Source organism: Agromyces rhizosphaerae (assembly GCF_027925245.1).
GTDB classification, from domain to species: domain Bacteria; phylum Actinomycetota; class Actinomycetes; order Actinomycetales; family Microbacteriaceae; genus Agromyces; species Agromyces rhizosphaerae.
The window spans coordinates 2594978-2615040 of the sequence record NZ_BSDP01000001.1 but is presented as its reverse complement, the minus strand read 5'-3'; the positions used below and the strand labels follow the sequence as shown (position 1 = coordinate 2615040).

Annotated in this window: 22 protein-coding genes; 14 read left to right on the top strand and 8 right to left on the bottom strand. The window is 73.7% G+C overall.

The window, feature by feature from the left end; genetic code table 11:
• Nucleotides 1-82 precede the first annotated feature (82 nt).
• The 6 genes from QMG39_RS12365 (at nt 83) to QMG39_RS12340 (ending at nt 5559) form a co-directional block, all read left to right on the top strand.
• Nucleotides 83-1291 carry an MFS transporter gene (locus QMG39_RS12365; protein ID WP_281885417.1) on the top strand — a complete coding sequence of 403 codons (1209 nt, stop codon included), beginning with the start codon at nt 83-85 and terminating at the stop codon, nt 1289-1291.
• Between the two features lie 144 nt (nt 1292-1435).
• Nucleotides 1436-2395 carry a DUF4349 domain-containing protein gene (locus tag QMG39_RS12360; RefSeq protein WP_281885415.1) on the top strand — a complete coding sequence of 320 codons (960 nt, stop codon included), beginning with the start codon at nt 1436-1438 and terminating at the stop codon, nt 2393-2395.
• Between the two features lie 9 nt (nt 2396-2404).
• Nucleotides 2405-3565, top strand: a complete 1161-nt coding sequence (locus QMG39_RS12355; RefSeq protein ID WP_281885413.1) for an acyl-CoA dehydrogenase family protein — start codon at nt 2405-2407, stop codon at nt 3563-3565.
• A gap of 68 nt (nt 3566-3633) precedes the next feature.
• Entirely contained in the window at nt 3634-3810 is a 177-nt protein-coding gene (locus tag QMG39_RS12350; RefSeq protein WP_281885411.1) for a hypothetical protein, read from the top strand.
• Nucleotides 3811-3866: 56 nt separating this feature from the next.
• Nucleotides 3867-4361: a cation:proton antiporter regulatory subunit gene (locus QMG39_RS12345; RefSeq protein ID WP_281885409.1), complete on the top strand. Its 495-nt coding sequence runs from the start codon at nt 3867-3869 to the stop codon at nt 4359-4361.
• Nucleotides 4362-4377: 16 nt separating this feature from the next.
• The gene (locus QMG39_RS12340) at nt 4378-5559 is read left to right on the top strand and encodes a cation:proton antiporter (RefSeq protein ID WP_281885408.1); all 1182 of its coding nucleotides are present in this window, start codon (nt 4378-4380) and stop codon (nt 5557-5559) included.
• 9 nt (nt 5560-5568) lie between these two features.
• On the opposite strand, the gene QMG39_RS12335 is transcribed toward QMG39_RS12340, so the two are convergent.
• Nucleotides 5569-6624 carry an LLM class flavin-dependent oxidoreductase gene (locus QMG39_RS12335; protein ID WP_281885406.1) on the bottom strand — a complete coding sequence of 352 codons (1056 nt, stop codon included), beginning with the start codon at nt 6622-6624 and terminating at the stop codon, nt 5569-5571.
• Between the two features lie 118 nt (nt 6625-6742).
• Between QMG39_RS12335 and QMG39_RS12330 the strand changes: the two genes are divergently transcribed.
• The 5 genes from QMG39_RS12330 to QMG39_RS12310 all read left to right on the top strand — a co-directional run bounded on the left by QMG39_RS12330 (nt 6743) and on the right by QMG39_RS12310 (nt 12094).
• The gene (locus QMG39_RS12330; protein WP_281885404.1) at nt 6743-7741 is read left to right on the top strand and encodes a PfkB family carbohydrate kinase; all 999 of its coding nucleotides are present in this window, start codon (nt 6743-6745) and stop codon (nt 7739-7741) included.
• Nucleotides 7738-8502 carry a 5'/3'-nucleotidase SurE gene (gene surE, locus QMG39_RS12325; RefSeq protein WP_281885402.1) on the top strand — a complete coding sequence of 255 codons (765 nt, stop codon included), beginning with the start codon at nt 7738-7740 and terminating at the stop codon, nt 8500-8502. Before QMG39_RS12330 ends, surE begins: the two co-directional genes overlap by 4 nt.
• A gap of 38 nt (nt 8503-8540) precedes the next feature.
• A complete protein-coding gene (locus QMG39_RS12320) occupies nt 8541-9221 on the top strand; it encodes an NADPH-dependent F420 reductase (protein ID WP_281885400.1) in 681 nt (226 codons plus the stop codon).
• 9 nt (nt 9222-9230) lie between these two features.
• Nucleotides 9231-10574, top strand: coding sequence for a M20/M25/M40 family metallo-hydrolase (locus QMG39_RS12315; RefSeq protein ID WP_281885399.1), 1344 nt, complete (start codon nt 9231-9233; stop codon nt 10572-10574).
• An 80-nt stretch (nt 10575-10654) separates the two neighbouring features.
• Nucleotides 10655-12094, top strand: a complete 1440-nt coding sequence (locus QMG39_RS12310) for an MFS transporter (RefSeq protein WP_281885397.1) — start codon at nt 10655-10657, stop codon at nt 12092-12094.
• A 46-nt stretch (nt 12095-12140) separates the two neighbouring features.
• Here the strand turns inward: QMG39_RS12310 and QMG39_RS12305 are convergent, their stop codons facing one another.
• From QMG39_RS12305 to QMG39_RS12290, 4 genes are all read right to left on the bottom strand, one after another.
• Nucleotides 12141-13673 (bottom strand): MFS transporter, encoded by a 1533-nt coding sequence (locus tag QMG39_RS12305; RefSeq protein WP_281885395.1) that lies wholly within the window; start codon nt 13671-13673, stop codon nt 12141-12143.
• A gap of 112 nt (nt 13674-13785) precedes the next feature.
• The gene (locus QMG39_RS12300; protein ID WP_281885393.1) at nt 13786-14094 is read right to left on the bottom strand and encodes an iron-sulfur cluster assembly accessory protein; all 309 of its coding nucleotides are present in this window, start codon (nt 14092-14094) and stop codon (nt 13786-13788) included.
• 133 nt (nt 14095-14227) lie between these two features.
• On the bottom strand, nt 14228-15379 hold the full coding sequence (locus QMG39_RS12295; RefSeq protein ID WP_281885391.1) for a sensor histidine kinase: 1152 nt from the start codon (nt 15377-15379) through the stop codon (nt 14228-14230).
• The gene (locus QMG39_RS12290; protein WP_281885389.1) at nt 15376-16101 is read right to left on the bottom strand and encodes a response regulator transcription factor; all 726 of its coding nucleotides are present in this window, start codon (nt 16099-16101) and stop codon (nt 15376-15378) included. Before QMG39_RS12290 ends, QMG39_RS12295 begins: the two co-directional genes overlap by 4 nt.
• 124 nt (nt 16102-16225) lie before the next feature.
• Here QMG39_RS12290 and QMG39_RS12285 point away from each other — a divergent pair, with 124 nt between their 5' ends.
• Genes QMG39_RS12285 through QMG39_RS12275 form a run of 3 tightly spaced genes read left to right on the top strand, consistent with a single transcriptional unit; the run spans nt 16226 to nt 18206 of the window.
• Nucleotides 16226-16891: a glycosyltransferase family 2 protein gene (locus tag QMG39_RS12285; protein ID WP_281885387.1), complete on the top strand. Its 666-nt coding sequence runs from the start codon at nt 16226-16228 to the stop codon at nt 16889-16891.
• The gene (locus QMG39_RS12280; RefSeq protein WP_281885384.1) at nt 16888-17517 is read left to right on the top strand and encodes a TIGR04282 family arsenosugar biosynthesis glycosyltransferase; all 630 of its coding nucleotides are present in this window, start codon (nt 16888-16890) and stop codon (nt 17515-17517) included. Before QMG39_RS12285 ends, QMG39_RS12280 begins: the two co-directional genes overlap by 4 nt.
• The gene (locus QMG39_RS12275) at nt 17514-18206 is read left to right on the top strand and encodes a class I SAM-dependent methyltransferase (RefSeq protein ID WP_281885383.1); all 693 of its coding nucleotides are present in this window, start codon (nt 17514-17516) and stop codon (nt 18204-18206) included. The genes QMG39_RS12280 and QMG39_RS12275 overlap by 4 nt, the downstream gene beginning before the upstream one ends.
• A gap of 167 nt (nt 18207-18373) precedes the next feature.
• On the opposite strand, the gene QMG39_RS12270 is transcribed toward QMG39_RS12275, so the two are convergent.
• From QMG39_RS12270 to QMG39_RS12260, 3 genes are read right to left on the bottom strand one after another with little or no spacing between them, the layout of a single operon-like run.
• The gene (locus QMG39_RS12270) at nt 18374-18814 is read right to left on the bottom strand and encodes a hypothetical protein (protein WP_281885381.1); all 441 of its coding nucleotides are present in this window, start codon (nt 18812-18814) and stop codon (nt 18374-18376) included.
• Nucleotides 18811-19419 carry a molybdopterin-dependent oxidoreductase gene (locus QMG39_RS12265; protein WP_281885379.1) on the bottom strand — a complete coding sequence of 203 codons (609 nt, stop codon included), beginning with the start codon at nt 19417-19419 and terminating at the stop codon, nt 18811-18813. Before QMG39_RS12265 ends, QMG39_RS12270 begins: the two co-directional genes overlap by 4 nt.
• Complete coding sequence (locus QMG39_RS12260; RefSeq protein ID WP_281885377.1) at nt 19412-20023, bottom strand: hypothetical protein; 612 nt, start codon at nt 20021-20023, stop codon at nt 19412-19414. Before QMG39_RS12260 ends, QMG39_RS12265 begins: the two co-directional genes overlap by 8 nt.
• Nucleotides 20024-20063 lie beyond the last annotated feature (40 nt).

Genomic DNA, 20063 nt, shown 5'->3' with positions numbered 1-20063 from the left:
GGTGCATTTCTATCAGTCGCATGTTATATCAGTCAAGACTGATGTGCCGTGCGGATGCCCCGGCGGAACGTAGAGTTCTCCTGTGAACCGCTACGCCGACCTGCTCCGCACCCCGGGAGTCGCTCGGATCATCGCGGCGCAGCTCACCGCGCGGTTCCCGTCGGGCATGCTGTCGCTCGCCTTCCTCCTGCACGTCGAGCGCGAGACCGGGTCGTACGGCGCGGCCGGCCTGGTGCTCGCCGCCACGTCGATCGGCCAGGCCGTCGCGGGGCCGCTGACGAGCCGCTTCATGGGGCGCTGGGGCATGCGACCGGTGCTCATCACCACGCTCGTCATCTGCGCCGCATCCGTCGTCGCCATCGGCGTGCTGCCGCTCACGGTTCCCCTCTACATGGCGATCGGCCTCGTCTGCGGCCTCTCCACCCCGCCCGTGCAGCCCGCGGTGCGCACGATCTACCCGAAGATGGTGAACTCCCGCCAGCTCACGCCGCTGTTCTCGCTCGACGCGTCGGCGCAGGAGATCATCTGGGTCGTCGGCCCGGTCGTCACCACGTTCATCTCCACCCAGATCGGCACGGTCTGGGGCATCCTCGCCGCGGCCGCCCTGCTCGTCGGCGGCGGGGTCTGGTTCATCTCGTCACCCGAGCTCGGGCGCGTGCGCATCCCCATGTCGAAGCGGCGGTTCGGCGTGGTGCTCGGGCGCCCCGCGGTGCTGCTCGGCACGATCGTCGGGTTCCTCCTGATCGGCGCCTGCGCCGCGGTCGAGGCGGGCGTCGTCGCGGTGTTCGGCCACGACGGCGCCGAGGCAGGCATCGTGCTCGCGATCTTCGCCATCGGCAGCCTCGCCGGCGGCCTGCTGTTCGGCCACATGCCGATCGGGCCGTGGGCGCTCGCGCGGCGCATGCTCATCGTCTTCGTCGGCATCGCGGTCGCCGCGGCGGCCATGGAGTTCTGGTGGCTGTCGGTCACGCTCTTCGTCGCGGGCATCGGCATCGCCCCCGCCCTCGCGGTGATCTTCGCGATCGTCTCGGCGAGCGTGAAGTTCTCCGACACCGCGGAGGCCTACGGCTGGATCGGCACCGGCCAGCTGATCGGCGCGGCGCTCGGCTCGGCGCTCGCCGGCTTCCTGATCGACGGGTATGGCCCGGTCGGCGCGTTCGTCGCGGCGGCGGTGCTCGCGCTCGTCGGCTTCCTCGTGCCGGCGATCGGCCGGCGCTGGCACCCCGACCTGCGCGGACGCGACGCGAGTCCCATTCCCGACACGGAACCCGTGCTGATCACCCCGCACTGACGCCCGCGACTCCGCGGCCAGACGACCGGGAAGCGGGTGACGTTGTGCCCGCCGGGAAACCCGCCGAAAGTGCAACGCAACCGTGACCGGACTCCCAGACCGCTCCAAGGCACGGCGCTCTCAGACGTCGATACCGTGTGTGGCATGAGACGCATCGCAGCCGCCGCAGCCGGAATCCTGCTCACCGCACTGGTCCTCACCGGATGCTCCTTCTCGGCGAGCGACACGTCCGCCGTGTCCGAACCGGGCGTCGCCATGCCCGAGGCGATGGACGACGAGATGGCGGCGCGCGACGGCGACATGGCCGCGGGCGAGTTCGCCGAGGAGTCGTCCGCCGGCGCCGACGTGGTCGAGCCCGACCGGGCCCAGATCACCCACGGCTCGCTCTCGATCACCGCGGACGACCCGATCGCCGCGGCGCAGCGGGCCACCGGCATCGTGACCGCCGCGGGCGGCCGCGTCGACAGCCGCAACGAGTACCCCGAGGCCGACGACCGCGCGGCGAGCGCGTCGCTCGTGCTGCGCATCCCGTCCGAGCGCGTCGACGCCGTGCTCACCGAGCTGAAGGAACTCGGCACGGTGAACACCGTCTCGATCGGCTCGACCGACGTCGACATGCAGGTGAACGACCTCGACGCGCGGATCGGCGCCCTGCAGACCTCGGTGAACCGCCTGACGCAGCTGCTCGCGGAGGCCGAGGACATCGCCGACCTGATCACGATCGAGTCCGAGCTCACGAACCGCCAGGCGCAGCTCGACTCGCTCGTCAGCCAGCGCGCGGCACTCGGCGACCGCGTCGCGTACGCCACGGTGTACCTCGAGCTCTACGCGCCCGGCATCGTGGCACCGGCCGAGCCGGACACGTTCTGGGACGGCGTGGTCGCCGGCTGGAACGCCCTCTGGGGCTTCCTCGGCGGGCTGATGGTCGCGCTCGGCGTGCTCGCCCCGTGGCTGCTCTTCCTCGCGATCATCGCGGCCGTCGCGACCGGCATCGTGCTGCTCGCGGTGCGCGGCAGCCGGCGGTCGAACCGGCAGCAGCAGGCGGCGACGGATGCCCCGGGGCCGGCGCCGACCGACGGCGGGGCGGGTGACGGCCGGGCGTAGTCTGGCGGCGTGACCACCGTCGACGACGTCCTGACCGACGAGCTCCTCACCCGCATCCGCGGCCGCGCCGCCGCGTACGACCGCGAGAACCGGTTCTTCGACGAGGACCTCGCCGACCTGCGGGCCGCCGGGTACCTCCGCGCCCTGGTGCCGGCGGAGCTCGGCGGCCTCGGCTGGGACCTCGCCGACGCGCTGCGGGCGCAGGCACGCCTCGCGGGCGCGGCGCCGGCGACCGCGCTCGGCGTGAACATGCACCTGGTCTGGACCGGGGTCGCGAAGATCCTCGCCGACCGCGGCGACGACGCACTGGCGTTCCTGCAGCGCGAGGCTGCGGCCGACGAGGTGTTCGCCTTCGGTATCAGCGAGGCCGGCAACGACCTCATGCTGTTCGGGTCCCGCTCCGAGGCCCGCCCGCAGCCCGAGGGCGGCTACCGCTTCCACGGCCGGAAGGTCTTCACCTCGATGTCGCCGGCGTGGACGCGGCTCGGCACCATGGCCCTCGACACGGAGTCGGCGGATGCACCGAAGATCGTCTACGCCTTCATCGACCGCGACGACCCCGACGTGTCGAGCCTGGACGACTGGGACACCATCGGCATGCGTGCGAGCCAGAGCCGCACGACCGTGCTCGACGGCGCCTACGCCCCGGCCGACCGGGTGGTGCGGCGGCTCGATCCCGGTCCGAACGCCGATCCCTTCATCTTCGGCATCTTCGCGGCGTTCGAACTCCTGCTCGCGGCCGTCTACACGGGCATCGGCGACCGCGCGCTCGAGCTCGCGGTCGAGGCCGCGCACGCCCGCACCTCGATGAAGTTCGACGGCCGGAAGCTCGCCCACGACCCGGACATCCGCCACCGCGTCGCATCCGCCGCCATCGCCCAGGACGCGCTCGCACCGCAGCTCGCCGCACTCGCCCACGACGTCGACGCCCTCGTCGACCATGGCCCGAGGTGGTTCCCGAAGCTGTCGGGCATGAAGGTGCGCGCGACCGAGACCGCGCGAGCCACGGTCGACGAGGCGATCCGCGTGGCCGGCGGCTCGAGCTTCTTCGCCGCGAGCGAGCTCGGCCGGTTGTACCGCGACGTGCTCGCCGGCATCTTCCACCCGTCCGACGACGAATCCGCGCACGCGACCGTCGCGAACGCGTGGCTCGGCCCGGTTCCGGACTGAGCGCCGCTCGCTACACTCGGAGGCAAGCCGCGCGGGCCGCGGAATCGAAGGTGAGAGGCGCCCCCCACATGAACGTGTTCGCATTCGTCGTCGCCATGCTGCTGTTCCTGCTGGGCATGCTCGCGTTCGGCATGGCCACGCTCGCCACGGGCTTCGAGACCCTCGTCTTCTTCGGCGGCATCCTGCTGATCGCGGTCTCGCTCGCCATCCCGTTCAACCTGCTGGGCCGCGCCGACGGCGCGTGACCAACAGGTCGCCGCGAAGCGGCCTCCGAGCGCTGCGGCGAGGCTAGAGTCATACCGTGGGCGTGAGAATCGAGAAGGTCGACCTGCCGGGCATCGGCACGCGGCACGACCTCGTGACCGAGGCGGGTCGGCGCATCAGCGTCGTCTCCCTGCGCGACGGCGAGCACGACCTCGGCGTCTTCGACCGGGACGACCCGGACACCTGCCGTGAGACGGTCGCACTGAGCGACGATGAGGCGTCGGCCCTGGCCGACCTGCTCGGGGCATCGGTGATGATGTCGCGGCTGACCAGCTTCGCCGACGGCTCCACGGGCGTCTTCACCGAGCAGCTCGAGCTGCCGACCGATTCGCCGTACCTGAACGAGCGGCTCGGCGAGACCGGCATGCGCACCCGCACGGGCGTGTCGATCGTGGCGATCGTGCGCGACGGCACCGTGGTGCCCTCGCCGACGCCCGCCGAGGTGCTGCGCGCGCGCGACGTCATCGTCGCCGTCGGCACGCGCGAGGGCCTCGACGCCGCGTCCCGCCTGATCGCCCACGGTCCCGGCTGAGACGGGGGCGCCGCCGATGCATGAGACGACGCTGATCCTCATCGAGGTCGGCGCCCTCCTGCTCGGCATGAGCCTGCTCGGGCGATTCGCGATCCGCATCGGCATCTCGCCGATCCCGCTGTACCTGCTCGTGGGGCTGCTGTTCGGCGAGGGCGGCGTGCTGCCGCTCGACGCGAGCGAGGAGTTCTTCGAGGTGGGCGCCGAGATCGGCGTCATCCTGCTGCTCGCGCTGCTGGGCCTCGAGTACACCGCCCAGGAGCTGTTCACGAACCTGCGCCAGTCGAAGTACGCGGGGCTCATGGACGCACTGCTGAACGCGACCCCCGGCGCCGTGTGCGCGCTGATGCTGGGCTGGAGCCCGGTGGCCGCCGTCGCGCTCGCGGGTGTCACCTGGATCTCGTCCTCCGGCGTGATCGCGAAGCTGCTGCGCGACCTCGGGCGCCTGAGCAACCGCGAGACGCCGACGATCCTCGCCATCCTCGTGATCGAGGACCTCGCGATGGCCTTCTACCTGCCCGTGCTCTCGGCCCTCGTGGTCGGCGTGAGCCTGCTCCAGGGCGCCATCGCCGTCGCGGTCGCCGTCGCCGTGGTCTCGACGATCCTGTACATCGCGTTCCGCCACGGGCATGTCGTGTCGCGGTTCTTCTCGGTCGAGCACGCGGAGCCGCTGCTGCTCGGCGTGCTGGGGCTCACGATGCTCGTCGCGGGCCTCGCCGCGCAGGTCAACGTCTCGGCGGCGGTCGGCGCGTTCCTCGTCGGCATCGCGCTGTCGGGCCGCGTGGCGCACTCGGCCGGACAGCTGCTGACCCCGCTGCGCGACCTGTTCGCGGCGATCTTCTTCGTGTTCTTCGGCCTCGCCACCGATTCGAGCGAGCTGCTGCGGATGCTCCTGCCCGCGACGCTGCTCGCCATCGCGACGATCGCCACCAAGACGCTCACCGGCTACCTCGCCGCCCGGCGCGCGGGCATCGGTCCGCTCGGCCGCTGGCGCGCGGGACTCTCGCTCACCCCCCGCGGCGAGTTCTCGATCGTCATCGCCGGGCTCGCGCTCGGCTCGGGCGTCGCACCCGACATCGCGCCGCTCGCCACCGCGTACGTGCTCATCACGATCATCGGCGGCTCGATGCTCACGCGCCTGCCCGACGCCAACTGGTTCCGCACGCTGGTCGTGGCAGGCGCGTCGCGCTCGACGAAGTAGGCGGGCGGGTCAGCCGGCGGCGGGCCGGGGAGGATCTGCGAGCAGCTCGCGCACGCGCGGCACGACCTCGGTGCCGTAGCGCTCGATCGAGCCGAGCATGAGCTCGTGCCCCAGCGTGCCGTTGGAGTACTTCAGGTCGAACCGCGAGACGCCGATCGCGCGCACCGCGGCGGCGATCTTCTGCGCGACCGTCTCGGTCGAGCCCACGTAGAGCGCGCCGTGCGGCCCCGCCTCCTGCTCGAAGTGGCCGCGCGTGATCGGCCCCCAGCCCCGCTCGCGACCGATGCGCCCCATGATGTCGGCGTAGTGCGGCCAGAGCTCGTCACGCGCCTGCTCGTCGGTGTCGGCGACGTGCCCGGGCGAGTGCACCGCGACCGGCAGCTCGTCGCGGCCGAACTGGCCGAGCGCCTTGCGGTACAGCTCGGCGAGCGGCGCGAAGCGCGCGGGCGAGCCGCCGATGATGGCGAGCACGAGCGGCAGGCCGTGGTGGGCCGCCCGGACGACCGACTCGGGGCTGCCGCCCACGCCGATCCACGCCCGCAGGCGGCCCTCGACGTGCGGGTACACCGGCAGCCCCCGGATCGACGGGCGGAGCCGGCCCTCCCAGGTCACGGGCTCCTGGTCGAGCAGCCGCACGAACAGCTCGAGCTTCTCCTCGAACAGCGCCTCGTACTGCGCCAGGTCGTAGCCGAAGAGCGGGAACGACTCGGTGAACGAGCCGCGCCCGAGGATCACCTCCGCACGCCCGCCGGTCAGCCCGTCGAGCGTGGCGAAGCGCTGGAACACCCGCACCGGGTCGTCCGAGCTCAGCACGGTCACCGCGCTGCCCAGCCGGATGCGCTCGGTGCGCGCGCCGATCGCCGCGAGCACGACCTCGGGCGCCGAGACCGCGAAGTCCTCCCGGTGGTGCTCGCCGACCCCGAAGAAGTCGAGTCCGACGCGCTCGGCCAGCTCGCCCTGCTCGACGACGTTGCGCAGCACCTGCGCCTGGCTGAGTCGCTCGCCCGAGGCATCCGTCGTGATGTCGCCGAACGTGTCGACCCCGAACTCGACCTGCGTGTCCATGTGCTCCTCCCGGGCGATGCCCCCGCACGCGCCCTCCTGGGCGAACCGGCCCGCGGGACGCACTATTCCACGCATCCCGCCGTCGCGCGAGTGCCATCTCCGACCCGGATCGCCTACCGTGGAACCGGGGGGAAACGTGCGCGACATCGCCATCTTCGCGCCCTCGCCGCTGCTCACCGTCACGGTCGAGGAGGACGAGGGCACCGACATCCACCTGCACGCGGGCGGGCAGGGGATCTGGCAGGCGCGGATGCTGCAGGAGCTCGGCTGCTCCGTGCTGGTGTGCGCCGTGCTCACCGGCGAGGTGGGACGCGCGCTCGGCCACCTGCTCGCCGACGAGGGGATCGAGGTCGACGCCGTGCTCCGCGAGGGCAGCGGCGCGGCGTACGTGCACGACCGGCGGCAGGGCACGCGCACCGTCGTCGCCGAGACGGGCGGCGACGCCATCGACCGCCACGAGCTTGACGAGCTCTACGGACGGACCCTCACCGCCGCCATCGACTCCCGCGTGACCCTGCTGAGCGGACCGCACGGGGACGACGTCGTGCCCGACGACGTCTACCGGCGCCTCGCCGCCGACGTGCGCGCGACCGGCGGGACGGTCGTGGCGGACCTCGCGGGAGGCCGCCTCGACGCCGCGATCGCCGGCGGGGTCGACGTCGCGAAGGTGAGCGAGCAGGAGCTGCTGCGCGACGACCGCATCCCCGGCACCGATCGCGACACCATCATCGGCGCCATGCGCGACCTGCACGCCGCGGGCGCGGAGCGCGTCATCGTGACCTGCGCGGAGCGCGCGGCGCTGATCCTGCGCGACGGCGTCGTCGCCGAGGTGGAGGTGCCCCGGATGGAGGTCGTCGACGCCGCGGGATCCGGCGACTCCTTCGTCGCGGCGACGGTCGCCGCGCTCGCCCGGGGCGAGGAGTTCGACGAGGCGGTCGCGCTCGGCGCGGCCGCGGGGGCGATGAACGTGACACGCCACGGCCTCGGCACGGCCGACGCGGAGGCGGTGCGGGCCATGCGGGCCCGCGTGCGCATCGCGGAGGTCGCCGACGCGGACCCGCACGACGTGGCCACCACCCCCGACGAGCTGGCCGCCGGCGTGCGGGACGGCACATGACGACCGCACTCGTCACGAACGACGACGGCATCGCCTCTCCGGGCCTGCTCGCGCTCGCGCGCCGGGCGCAGGCCACCGGCCTCGACGTCATCGTGGCCGCGCCCGCCGGCGACGCGAGCGGCACCAGCGCGGCCATCACCGCCGCCCTCATGCCGGGCGCCGCGCAGTCCGGCGCCGTGCGGGTCGAGCGGGTCGCCCTCGACGGGCTCGATGCGCCGGCCTACGCCGTGCACGCCGCCCCCGCGCTCATCGCGCTGATCGCCGCCCACGGCGCCTTCGACCGGCGGCCGGACGTCGTGCTCTCGGGCGTCAACCGCGGAGCCAACGTCGGCCACGCGATCCTGCACTCGGGCACGGTGGGGGCGGCGCTCACGGGCGGCGCGAGCGGCGCCCGCGCGATCGCGTCCTCGCTCGACGTGGGCTTGCGCCCGACCGAGTACGCCTGGGACGAGGCGGCCGGGGCGACCGTCGCGCTCGTCCCGGCCCTGCTCGCCGAGGCCCCGGGCACGGTGCTGAACCTCAACGTGGCGAACCGGCCGGGCGAGCGCCCCACGGTGCGCGCGGCGACGCTCGCGCCCTTCGGCATCGTGCACACGACCATGACCGAGCGCGGGGAGCACGAGGTGGAGCTCACCGTCGCCGAGCTCCCGACGTCGCCGGACCCCGGGTCGGACGTCGCGCTCCTCGCCGAGGGGTACTCGACGCTGACCGGGGTGACCGCCGTCGGCGACTCGGGCGTCGCCGCACGGCTGCTGGGATGAGCGGGAATCGCGAGCCGCCCGACCCGGTTGGAGGTGGTGTGCAGCACACCTCCCCCCGCTCCGCGTTCGGCCGCCGCGTCGTCGGCATCATCGGCGTCGGCAAGGTCGGCACCGCACTGGCGCGCCTCGCGCTCGCGGCCGGGTACGAGGTGCTGGTCGCCGGGTCGCCCCGCCAGCTCGCGCTCGAGCTCGTCGTCGACACGGTCGCGCCGGGGGCGAGGGTGACGGATGCCGCGGAGCTGGCGCACCGGGCCGACCTCGTGATCGTGGCGGTGCCCTTCGGCAAGGTCGCCTCGGTCGACTGGGGCCTGCTCGACGGGGCGGTCGTGGTCGACGCGACGAACTACTGGCCGCCGATCGACGGCGTGCTCGCCGACGTCGAGGCCGACGGCCGGTCGACCGCGGAGCAGCACGCCGACCTGAACCCGGCCGCCCGCGTGGTCAAGTCGCTGAACCACCTCGGCTACCACGACATGGAGGAGGACGAGCGCCCGGCGGGCGACCCGCTGCGGCGCGCGATCGCGGTCGCGGGCGACGACGCGGAGGCGAAGCGCGTGGTCGCCGACTTCGTCGACGCGATCGGCTTCGACCCGGTCGACGCCGGCCCGCTGGCATCCGGTCGCCTGCTCGAGCCCGGCCACCTCGTCTTCGGCCGCGAGCTCGACCGCGACGAACTGCGTCAGGCCCTCGCGTCGGAGGAGTCCGCGCGGCTGGTCTAGGGTGTGCTGGTGCCCGCAGCATCCGTCACCCCCCGACCCGGGGCGCCCGAGCGCCTCGCACGCATGATCGCCCTGCCGACCGTCTCGGCCGAGCTGGAGGCCGTGGGGCGCGAGCCGTTCCGGGCCTTCGAACGCCTCCTCGCGGAGGAGTACCCGCTGGTGCACGCGCACCTCGAGCGCGAGCAGCCGAGCGAGTTCGGCATGCTCTTCCGCTGGCCGGGTCGCAGCGACGAGCGCCCCGTGGTGCTCATGGCGCACTACGACGTGGTGCCCGCGCGCGCGGAGGACGGCTGGACGCACGACCCGTTCGCGGGCGTGGTCGAGGGCGGCGCCGTGCACGGCCGCGGTGCGCTCGACGACAAGGGGCCGCTGCTGGTCATCCTCGAGGCGGTCGAGAACCTGCTCGCGGCCGGCTTCACGCCCGCGCACGACGTGTACCTCTCCTTCGGCGGCAACGAGGAGTCGTACGGCGACGCGGCGCCCATCGCCTCGGACCTGCTGCACCAGCGGGGCATCCGCCCCTGGCTCGTGCTCGACGAGGGCGGCGCGGTCATCGACGACCCGATGCCGTGGGTGCACGTGCGCTCGGCGATGGTGGGGGTCGCCGAGAAGGGCATCATGACCGTGGTGCTGCGCGCCGACGGGGTCGGCGGGCACGCGTCGGCGCCGCGCGGCACGACCGCGACCGCGCGCATCGCGCGCGCCGTGCGCCGGCTCGAGCGCAACCCGTTCCGGCCGCGGCTGCCGCGCTCCGCGCGCGACATGCTCGGTACGTTCGCGACCCATGCCGAGGGTCCGGCCCGGTTCGCGCTGCGCGTCCTCGCGGCGGTGCCGTGGCTCACCGCGCGGGTGTTCGCGCGCCTGGGCGGCGAGCCCGCGGCCATGGTGCGCACGACGCTCGCGGTCACGATGCTGTCGGGCGGCAGCGCCCCGAACGTCCTGCCCGCCGGGGCGTCCGCGACGCTCAACCTCCGGCTCGCCCCCGGCACCACGACCGAGCAGGTGCAGCGACGGCTCCGCCGGGTCATCCGCGACCGCGACGTGCGCATCGAGGTGCCCGAGGCGAGCGACCCCTCGCCCGAGTCGCCGACCGATGGACGCCAGTTCGACGCGATCCGCAGCGCCGTCGGGGCCGCGTATCCCGAGGCCGCGACCGTGCCCTACGTCATGATGCAGGCGACCGACTCGCGCTGGTTCCACCGGTACTCGCCCGCCACCTACCGGTTCGCGCCGCTCGCGATGGACGCCGGCCAGCGCGCCGCGATCCACGGCGTCGACGAGTGGGTGTCGATCGACAGCCTCGAGCGCGGCGAGCGGTTCCACCGGGCGCTGCTCACAGCGTTGCAGGACTGAACCGGAACCGGGCTAGGGTGTTCGCACCCGGTTCACCCGGTACCGTCCCCGCACCACAGGAGCATCCTTTGTCACGCGCCGTGAAGTTCGGACCCGTCGCGGCCGTCGTCGGATTCCTCGCCTTCGTCGAGTTCACCAGCGGCATCATCCAGGGCTACTACACCCCGCTGCTCACCGACATCGCGCGGCACCTCGACATCCACGACGCCGACGTGAACTGGCTCGAGGGCTCGCAGCTCATGCTCTCGGCCCTCGTCGTGCCCGCGCTCGCGAAGCTCGGCGACATGTTCGGGCACAAGCGCATCCTGCTCGTCTCGACGGCCGTGACCGCCGCGGCCAGCATCGCGCTCGCGTTCACCGACCAGTTCGGCGTGTTCCTCGTGGCATGGGCCCTGCAGGGCTTCTACGTGGTGTGGCTGCCCCTCGAGATCGCCCTGATCTACTCGCGCAGCCGCGACCGCGAGTCGCCTGCGGCGCTCACCCGGCGCGCGGCGGGCTTCCTCGTCGCGGCGCTCGAGCTCGGCGCCATCGCCGGCGCGCTGTCGGCCGGTGCGCTCGCCGACAGCGGCATCCCGATCCAGGTGCTGCTGCTCATCCCGGCGATCGCCGTGAGCGCGTGCTTCTTCGTGATCCTGTTCGGGGTGAAGGAGTCGCCCGACCTCACCGGCGGCCGTTTCGACACCGGCGGCCTCGTGCTCATCACGCTCGCGCTGCTGGCCTTCACCGGCGGGCTCAGCCTGCTGCGCATCAACGGCCCGGCAGACCTGCTCTCGTGGGGCGTCGTGCTGCTCGGCCTCCTGCTCATCGTGCCGTTCGTGCGCTACGAGCTGCGCCAGGCCGACCCGCTCATCGACGTGCGCCTGTTCCGCTCCCCCGCGCTCTGGCCGGTGTTCCTCACCGCGGGCCTCTTCGGCGTCAGCGTGCTCGGCGCCCAGGCGCCGCTGTCGACGTTCGCGCGCACCGACCCGTCCGAGGTCGGCTACGGGCTCGGCGCGACCACGGGCGAGACCTCGATCCTCATCGGCGCGTACGTGCTCTCGCTCGTCGTCGGCGCGCTGCTCTTCCCGCTCGTGACCCGCTGGATCGCCCCGCGGATGGCGCTCATCGGCGCGAGCCTCATGGTGGCCGCCGGGTACCTGCTGTTCCTGCCGTTCCACGAGGGCTACGTGCAGGTGCTCTCCAACATGATCATCGCGGGCATCGGCTCGGGTGCGCTCGTCGCCGCCCTGCCCGCGGCCGCGGCAGCGGCGGCCCCCGTGCACCAGACCGGCGTCGCCACGGGGCTCACCAACTCGGTGAAGACGGTCGGCGGCGCCGTGGCATCCGCCGTGTTCGCGATCGCGCTGATCCAGCACATCGGCGGCGGCACGGGCGGCGGCACCGCGGGCAGCTTCTCGGGCTACGTCACCGTGTGGCTGGTCTGCGGCCTCACGGCCGTCGTCGCGGCGGTGAGCCTGTACTTCGTGCCGAAGCACGCGTTCTCGGATGCCGCGGAGGGAACCGAGCCCGCCCTGCGCTGACCCGATCGGGCCCGGCGCCCGTCGGCCCGCGGCATCCGCCCGCCCGTCAGGCGTGGCCGCTCGCGAGGTCCTCGTCGTCGGGCTCGTCCGGCCCCGGCTCGTCGGACACGGGCCGCTTGCGCCGGGCACGCACCCGCGCGCCCAGGTCGGCGACGCCCACCGCGAATGCGAGCGCGAGCAGCACCGCGACCGCGAGCATGCCGGTGCCGTACGCGTGGTGGAACACCTCCAGCTCGGCGACGCTGCCCTCCTCGCGGTACAGCGTGGCGTAGAACAGCGAGAGCGCCACGGCCGTGCCCACCGCGGTGCCGATGCGCTGGCCGAGCTGGCCGACCGACCCGGCGAGCCCACCGCTGCGCACGGGCACGTCGGCGAGCGTGAGCGTCTGGTTCGGCGACACGACGAGCCCGCCGCCGAGGCCCGCGACGATCAGCGCGCCGGCCATCGCCCACGGCGTCGCCGCCGACGGGGTCGTCAGCGCCAGCAGCACGAGCACGCCGACGCCCACGATGAGCACGCCGAGGCCGAACAGCACCAGGCTGCGCCCCCACCGCTCGACGAGCAGCCCACCGCGCCACGACGAGAACGCGCTCGTCAGGGCGTACCCCATCGTCACCATGCCCGCGAACACCGGCGCCACGTCGAGGCCGTCCTGCAGGTACAGGGTCGTGAGCAGGAACATCGACGGGATCGCCGCGAAGAACACCGACTGCAGCAGGGCGCCGTTGCGGAACGACCCGATGCGGAACAGCCCGAGCGGCACGAGGGGCTGCCGGCCGGATGCCTCGTAGCGGCGCTCCCACGCCACGAACGCGCTCGCGCCGAGCACGAACACGACGAGCAGCCACCAGCGGGCCGGGTCGTCGTCGGGCGATCCGGTCGTGAACAGGAACGGCCACATGAGCGCGAGCACGCTCACGCCGAAGATGACGAGGCCCACGGGGTCGAGCTGCACCCTCCGGTGCGACCTCGTGCGCGTCTCGGGCAGCACCCAGAGGGCGAGGGCGATCGCGATCACGCCGAGCGGCACGTTCATCCAGAAGATGCCGCGCCAGCCGTCCTCCGGCCCGCCGATCGCGATGAGCAGGCCGCCGAGCGTCGGGCCGATCGCGGTGGTCACGCCGATCATCGCGCCGAACAGGCCGAACGCGCGGCCGCGCTCGGCGCCGTGGAAGAGCTGCTGGATGAGGCCGAGCACCTGGGGCATCTGGATGCCCGCGGCGACGCCCTGGAGCATTCGGAACACCATCAGCCAGGTCGCCGTCGGGGCGAGCGCGCAGGCGAGGCTCGTGAGCGTGAACAGGCTGAGGCCCACCACGAACAGCACCGTGCGCGAGCGCTGGTCGCCGAGGCGGCCCGCGGGCACGAGCGTGAGGCCGAACGCGAGCACGTAGCCCGAGACGATGAGCTGCAGCTCGGTCGAGGCGGCCCCCATCGCCTCCTCGATCGAGGGCAGCGCGACGTTGACCTTGGAGAGGTCGAGGATCGTGAGCCCGGCGACCGCGACGCAGACCCAGTAGGCGCGCCACCGGTGCGAGTCGGGCAGGGGGATGTCTCGCGTGCGGGGGAGCTCGGTCATCGGGTCGAGCCTACGCCCGGGGCATCCGCTCGCCGATCACCCCCGCGGACGACGTTCGGCGCGCCGCCCCGCGATGGGGCGGCGCGCCGAACGCGACGAATCTCGGCCGGTCTCAGGCCTGGTCGCCGATGGCGAAGCGCACGGTGCCGTCCTCGCCGACCTGGGCGTCGAGCACCTTGTCGTCGAGGGCGAGCGCGGCGAACTGGCCGAGGAAGACCTTGGCTCCCTCCGCCTCCACGACGGCGTCGCCCGCCTCGGGCGCGGGCGCGACCGACACGGCGAACTCGGTGCCGCCGGGCTGGTCGGTGTTGATGCGGAGCCCGCCGTCGTCGAGCTCCGGGGTCTGGGCGACGATGGTCTTCACGACGGTGCTGGCAGTTTCGGTGAGCGTGAGCACGAGGCTCCCTTCCTTGGCTGGCAAGCGGAGTCCCCCACGATTCAGCATCTGCGCGGCACGGTCAACCCGACACGGGACGAATCGCGAACATTCCGCGACGGGCGAACCCGCGGGCGCCCGGCGCGTCGCGCGGGATCGGCGGCGGCTCTCGGCGTCGTCAGGCGGGCGCGCCGACTCGCGGGAGCGTCACGTCGAAGCGGCATCCGCCCGGCACGTTCCGCACGCTCACGCCGCCCGCGTGCGCATCGACGATGCCCTGCACGATCGCGAGGCCGAGGCCCGCGCCGGCGGCGATCGGGTCGGCGGGAGCCTCGCTCGGCGAGCGCGAGGGCGTGCCGCGCCAGCCCGCGCGGAAGACCTTGGCGAGGTCCTCCTCGGGGATGCCGCCGCCCGCGTCGGTGACGCTCAGCGCCACGTGCGCGTCGCCGGTCTCGCGCGCGGTCACCTCGATACGGCTGCCCGGCGGCGAGTGCTGGATGGCGTTCATCAGCAGATTGCCGACGACCCGCGAGAGCTCGCGCGCGTCGCCCGTGACCGTGAGGTCGCCGGCGCGCGACTCGACGATGGTCACGTCGCGCGCGCGGGCGAGCGGCAGCAGCTCGGCGACCGCGTCGGACACGAGGTCGAACAGCGACACCTGCTCCATCTCGAGCGCGAGCGCACCCGACTGGATGCGCGAGAGCTCGAACAGGTCGTCGACCATGCTCGAGACCCGGTCGACCTGCACCCGCATCTGCGCGTGGTACCGGGCGGGGTCGTCGACCATGCCGTCCTCGAGCGCCTCGGCCATGGCCCGGAGCCCGGCGAGGGGCGTGCGCAGGTCGTGCGAGATCCAGGAGATGAGCTCGCGCCTGGACTGGTCGATGCGCGCGACCTCGGCGCGGGAGTCGGCGAGGCGACGGCTGGCGTCGGCCAGCTCGTCGGCGAGCGCGGCGAACTCGGTGCCCTCGCGCCCGTCAGGCTGAACGGTCTGCCCGTCGCCGACCGCGCGCGCGATCTCGCGCAGGCGACGGGTGTTGCCGACGAGGATGCGGCCGAGCACGGCGCCCACGCCCAGGGCGACCACGCCGGCCACCACCACGACCCAGCCGGTGACGAGCAGGTCGTGCTCGGAGAGGTACATGGCGTTCGCGACGGCGATCGTCCCCGCCCCGACCGCGAGCACGGTCGACAGCACGACGATGACGACCTGCAGCATGATCGACGCGCGCCGGGCCGCGATCAGCACGAGCAGGCCGATCGCCCCCACGAGCAGCGCGGCCACGCCGGCGATGCCGACGATGGCGAGGAGGTCGGGCAGCGGGATCATGCGGCGAACCGGTATCCGACGCCCCACACGGTGGTGAGGTGCTGCGGCTCGGTGGGGTCGTCCTCGATCTTCTCGCGCAGGCGCCGCACGTGCACCGTCACGGTCGAGAGATCGCCGAAGTCCCACTTCCAGACGGCCTTGAGCAGCTGCTCGCGGCTGAACACCTGGTGCGGATGCTTCAGCAGGAACGCGAGCAGCTCGAACTCGCGCACGCTGAGCGAGAGCTCCTCGCCGTGCTTGGTCACGACCCGGTCCGCGGTCTCGAGGTGGAACGCGCCGAGGTCGAACGGCGCCTCGGGCGCGAAGTCCGGCAGGCTCCGGCGCAGCACCGACTGCACGCGCAGCACGAGCTCGCGCGGCGAGAACGGCTTCGCGATGTAGTCGTCGGCACCCGCCTCGAGACCCTCGATGCGATCCTCGGTCGAGCCGAGCGCGGTGAGCATGATGACCGGCACCGGGCGCTGGGCCCGGATGCGGCGGCACACCTCGACGCCGTCGATGCCCGGCAGCATCCGATCGGCCACGACCAGGTCGGGCGGCACGCGGTCGGCCTGGCGGAGGCCCGCGATGCCGTCGCGCTCGGCGTCGACGATGAACCCGGCGGCGCGCAGGTACCGGCAGACGACCTCCAGCACGGTGGGGTCGTCCTCGATCACGAGCACGCGGCGGTCGACGAGCGCCTCGTCGATCGCGGGCCCGCCCTCGGGGTTCGGTTCGGCCACGTGCCCAGAATAGGACGCAGGCATGGTGCAGGGCGGCGGATGCGGCGGTGCGACGCCCGCTCGTCTCGGAATCGTAAGACTTGGCCTGCTGCGCTCCGTCCGCCCCATCCCTAGTGTCGGACTCGTGACCGTATCGGCCGTCGACGTCGTCCTCCCGTGCCTCGACGAGGAGGGGGCGCTCACCCGCGTGCTGGCCGGGCTGCCCGACGGCTACCGCGCGCTCGTCGTCGACAACGGGTCGACCGACCGTTCCGCCGAGGTCGCGCGCGCGGCCGGGGCGACCGTGATCGCCCACCCCGTGCGCGGCTACGGGGCGGCGGTGCACGCCGGGCTCGAGGCATCCGTCACCGACATCGTCGGGTTCGCCGACGCCGACGGGTCGCTCGACCTCGGCGAGCTGCCCGCGCTCGTCGCGCTGGTCGAGGGCGGCGCGGACCTGGTGCTCGGGCGCCGGGTGCCGGTCGAGCGCGGCGCGATGCCGCTGCACGCGCGGGCCGGCAACGCCGTGATCGCGAGGCGCGTGCGCGCGATCACCGGGGTGCGGCTGCGCGACATCGGTCCGATGCGGGCGGGCCGGCGCGAGGCGCTCCTCGCGCTCGGGCTCGACGACCGGCGCAGCGGCTACCCGCTCGAGCTCGTGCTGCGCGCCGCCGCCGAGGGCCTGCGCATCGCCGAGGTCGACGTGACCTACCGGCGCCGCATCGGCGTCTCGAAGGTGACCGGCACCGTGCGCGGCACCATCACCGCGGTGCGCGACATGTCCGCCCGGCTGCGGGAGGCGGCCCGGTGACGGCGGTCGCGGTGATCGCGAAGGCGTGCCTGCCCGGGCGCGCGAAGACCCGACTGCACCCGCCGTACTCGCTCGCGCAGGCGGCGCAGATCGCCCAGGCCTGCGTCGACGACACGCTCGACCTCGCCCGCGCGCTGCCGGCGACGCGGCGAATCCTCTTCCACGACGGCGAGCCGGGGGCGACGGATGCCACGGGCTTCGAGGTGCTCGACCAGCCCCCGGGCGGGCTCGACGCCCGGCTCGGGTTCCTGTTCGACGCGGTCGACGAGCCGCTCGTGCTCATCGGCATGGACACGCCGCACGTGCCCGCTGCGGCGGTGCTGCCGGCGTTCTCCGAGGCACCCGGGGTCGATGCCTGGCTCGGCCCCGCGACCGACGGCGGGTTCTGGGCGCTCGCGATGCACTCCCCCGACGGCGCGCTGCTGCGCGGGGTGCCCATGTCGCAGGGCGACACCGGGGCGCTGCAGCTCGGCCGGCTTCGCGAGGCGGGGCTGACCGTGCGGATGCTGCCCGAGGCATCCGACATCGACACCGCCGCCGATCTCGCGCCCGCCGTCGCGGCCGCGCCCGATGGCCGGCTGGCCCGGGTCGTCGCGGAGCTCGTGCCGGAGGAGGCGGACTCGTGAGCACCGCCGCGCTGCCGACCGGAGCGACCGAGGCGCGCTTCGGCGCCGGCGGGCACGACCCCTACGATCGCGCACTGCGCGACGGCAGCGCCACGCTCGAGCTTGCGCACGTGGACGCGTCCGGCCGCCCGGCCACGAGCCCGATCGACGTGGCCCGCTTCGCGGCGCCGGCCGACGAAGCCGACCGCTCGACGCTCGACGGCGTGTGCGGCGCGGTGCTCGACGCGGGGTGCGGCCCGGGGCGCATGGTGCTCGCGGCGATCCTCGCCGGTCACCTCGCGCTCGGCGTCGACGTGTCCGAGACCGCCGTCGCGGTCGCGCGCGCCCGTGGGCTGCCGGTGCTGCGTCGCTCGATCTTCGACCGGCTCCCCTCCGAGGGCGCCTGGGGCGCGGTGCTGCTGCTCGACGGCAACGTCGGCATCGGCGGCAGCCCCGCCGCACTGCTCGCGCGCTGCGCGGCGCTGCTCGAGTCGCGCGGACGGGTCGTCGTCGAGACCCACGTCGACCACGACGCCGACCACGCGTTCGAGGGCGTCGTGCACGACCGGGCCGGCGGGCGCAGCCTCCCGTTCCCGTGGGCGCACCTCGGCGTGCGCGCGCTGCCAGCCCCCGCGGCATCCGCCGGCCTCGCCGTGCGCGACGCCTGGACCGTCGGCGACCGCTCCTTCGCCGCCCTCGAGCCCGCCTGACCCCCGCTCGTTTCCAGACCCGTCAATTTCCTGCGCTCTCAGCCCCCATTCCGCAGTTTGTTGACGGGTCTCAACCCAAACCGAGCGATCGGTACACGAGACCCGTCAAGAACCTGCGTTCTCGCGCATGGGAGCGCAGGAAATTGACGGGTCTCGGCGTGGGCCGGTCAGGAGTGCGGGCGGGCGGGGCGGCGGCGGTCGCGCACGCGGAGGGCGGCGACGCCCGCGGCCACGAGCACGGCGATCGCGAGCCACGCCACGGCGAGCCCGAGCGCGTACTCGCCCGCGAGCACGGTGGGGTTGCGCGCGCCGCGCGCCTGCGCGATCAGCAGCGGCACCACGAGAATCGTGAGGAGCGCGCCGATCGCGAGACCCGCGCCGATGAGGGACGCGGCGCCCCGGGGCATCCGCCCGCCCGCCCGGCGCAGCCCGCCGCCGACCACCGCCGACGCGGGCGCGAGGATCGCGTCGTGCAGCACGATCGCCCCCGCCAGCCAGATCACCACGGCGAGCACCTGGTCGAGCCGCTGCTCGGTGAACAGGAGGAACCCGCCGTAGGCCGCGAGACCGACCCCGATCACGACGAGGGCCGCGCGCGCGGCCCTCATGCCTGCACCTCGATCCGGTCGATCCACTTGGTCTGCACGACGCCCGGGCGGGCCGGCGCGATGATGCGCGCGGGGTACCCGTGCTCGAGGTCGAGCACCTCGCCGTTCAGCTCGAGCGCGACGAGCGTGAGCGGGTCGCGGGCGAACTCGGGCCCCATCTCGGAGGTGCGGAACGCCCCGCGCGGCTCGAGGCTGGTGATGTGCACGGATGCCCCTGAAGGCGCCCCGACCGCCTCGAGCAGTTCGGCCATGCGCACGCCCCGCCAGTGCGCGGTCGTGCTCCACCCCTCGACGCACGCGATCGGCAGCACGGCCTCGGCCTGGGGCATCGCGGCGAGCTCGTCGCGCGTGAACGCCTGCTCGGTGCCGTCGTGGGCGACGGTGAGCCGCCAGTCCGGGTCGCGCGCGAGGTCGGCGACGCCCGCCTGCGCGGCCGTGCGGTTCACGGGCAGGCCCTGCGGTCCGTCGCCGCGGCGGCGCGGCGCGAAGACGTTGAACGGTTCGAGCCACGCCCAGGTCTGGCCCGCGGTGGTCGCGACGAGGGCCACCGACGCCGTCGCGACGGTCGCGAGCAGGGCGCGGCGGCTGATGCCGGAGTCAGGCATGCGGGTCCTCCTCCCGAGGCGCCGGGCTGGAGGGCTCGTCGGGCTCAGGGGCATCCGACCCCCGGCGCCAGTACCGCACGATGTCGGGCAGCTTCACCGCGACGTGCACGGCGAGCGCGCCGACGAGCACCCAGGCGAGCGCGAAGTGCGTGCGGCGGAACGAGAACTCCCACGGATACCACTGGTACGTGTTGATGAGGCCGATCAGCGGCTCCATGACCGCGACGGCCACGAGCACCGCGATCGACGCGCGCTCGATCGCGTGCGGGATCGAGCGCACTGGCGGCCACTCGAAGAGCTTCGGGTAGACGGTCCAGAGCTTCGCGAACAGCAGCGGCAGCAGCGCGACGCCGACCGTGACGTGCACGCCCTGGCTGGCCTGGTAGAGCCAGACCGGGCGGGTCGGGAACACCATGCCGGGCAGCGGGTCCTGCAGGAGGTGGCTGTACAGGCCGGTGGCGAAGCAGATGAGGAACGCGGCCCCGAGCAGCCGGCCCAGCACGACCGCGGTGCGCGGGTGCTTGGCCGGGTGGCCGAGCTCGTCCCGCACCCCGGCGAACCGTCGTTCCGCGACGACGGCGAGTCGATCCGTCACGCTGCTCATGCGTGCCATTCTCGTGACGAGCGGCGCTGCGGCCGAGCGT

Bases quoted from the DNA above. Each gene is read 5' to 3' on its own strand.
- QMG39_RS12360 (WP_281885415.1), top strand. From the start codon at position 1,436: ATGAGACGCATCGCAGCCGCCGCAGCCGGAATCCTGCTCACCGCACTG.
- QMG39_RS12350 (WP_281885411.1), top strand. From the start codon at position 3,634: ATGAACGTGTTCGCATTCGTCGTCGCCATGCTGCTGTTCCTGCTGGGC.
- QMG39_RS12340 (WP_281885408.1), top strand. From the start codon at position 4,378: ATGCATGAGACGACGCTGATCCTCATCGAGGTCGGCGCCCTCCTGCTC.
- QMG39_RS12335 (WP_281885406.1), bottom strand. From the start codon at position 6,624: ATGGACACGCAGGTCGAGTTCGGGGTCGACACGTTCGGCGACATCACG.
- surE (WP_281885402.1), top strand. From the start codon at position 7,738: ATGACGACCGCACTCGTCACGAACGACGACGGCATCGCCTCTCCGGGC.
- QMG39_RS12305 (WP_281885395.1), bottom strand. From the start codon at position 13,673: ATGACCGAGCTCCCCCGCACGCGAGACATCCCCCTGCCCGACTCGCAC.
- QMG39_RS12295 (WP_281885391.1), bottom strand. From the start codon at position 15,379: ATGATCCCGCTGCCCGACCTCCTCGCCATCGTCGGCATCGCCGGCGTG.
- QMG39_RS12270 (WP_281885381.1), bottom strand. From the start codon at position 18,814: ATGAGGGCCGCGCGCGCGGCCCTCGTCGTGATCGGGGTCGGTCTCGCG.
- QMG39_RS12265 (WP_281885379.1), bottom strand. From the start codon at position 19,419: ATGCCTGACTCCGGCATCAGCCGCCGCGCCCTGCTCGCGACCGTCGCG.
- QMG39_RS12260 (WP_281885377.1), bottom strand. From the start codon at position 20,023: ATGAGCAGCGTGACGGATCGACTCGCCGTCGTCGCGGAACGACGGTTC.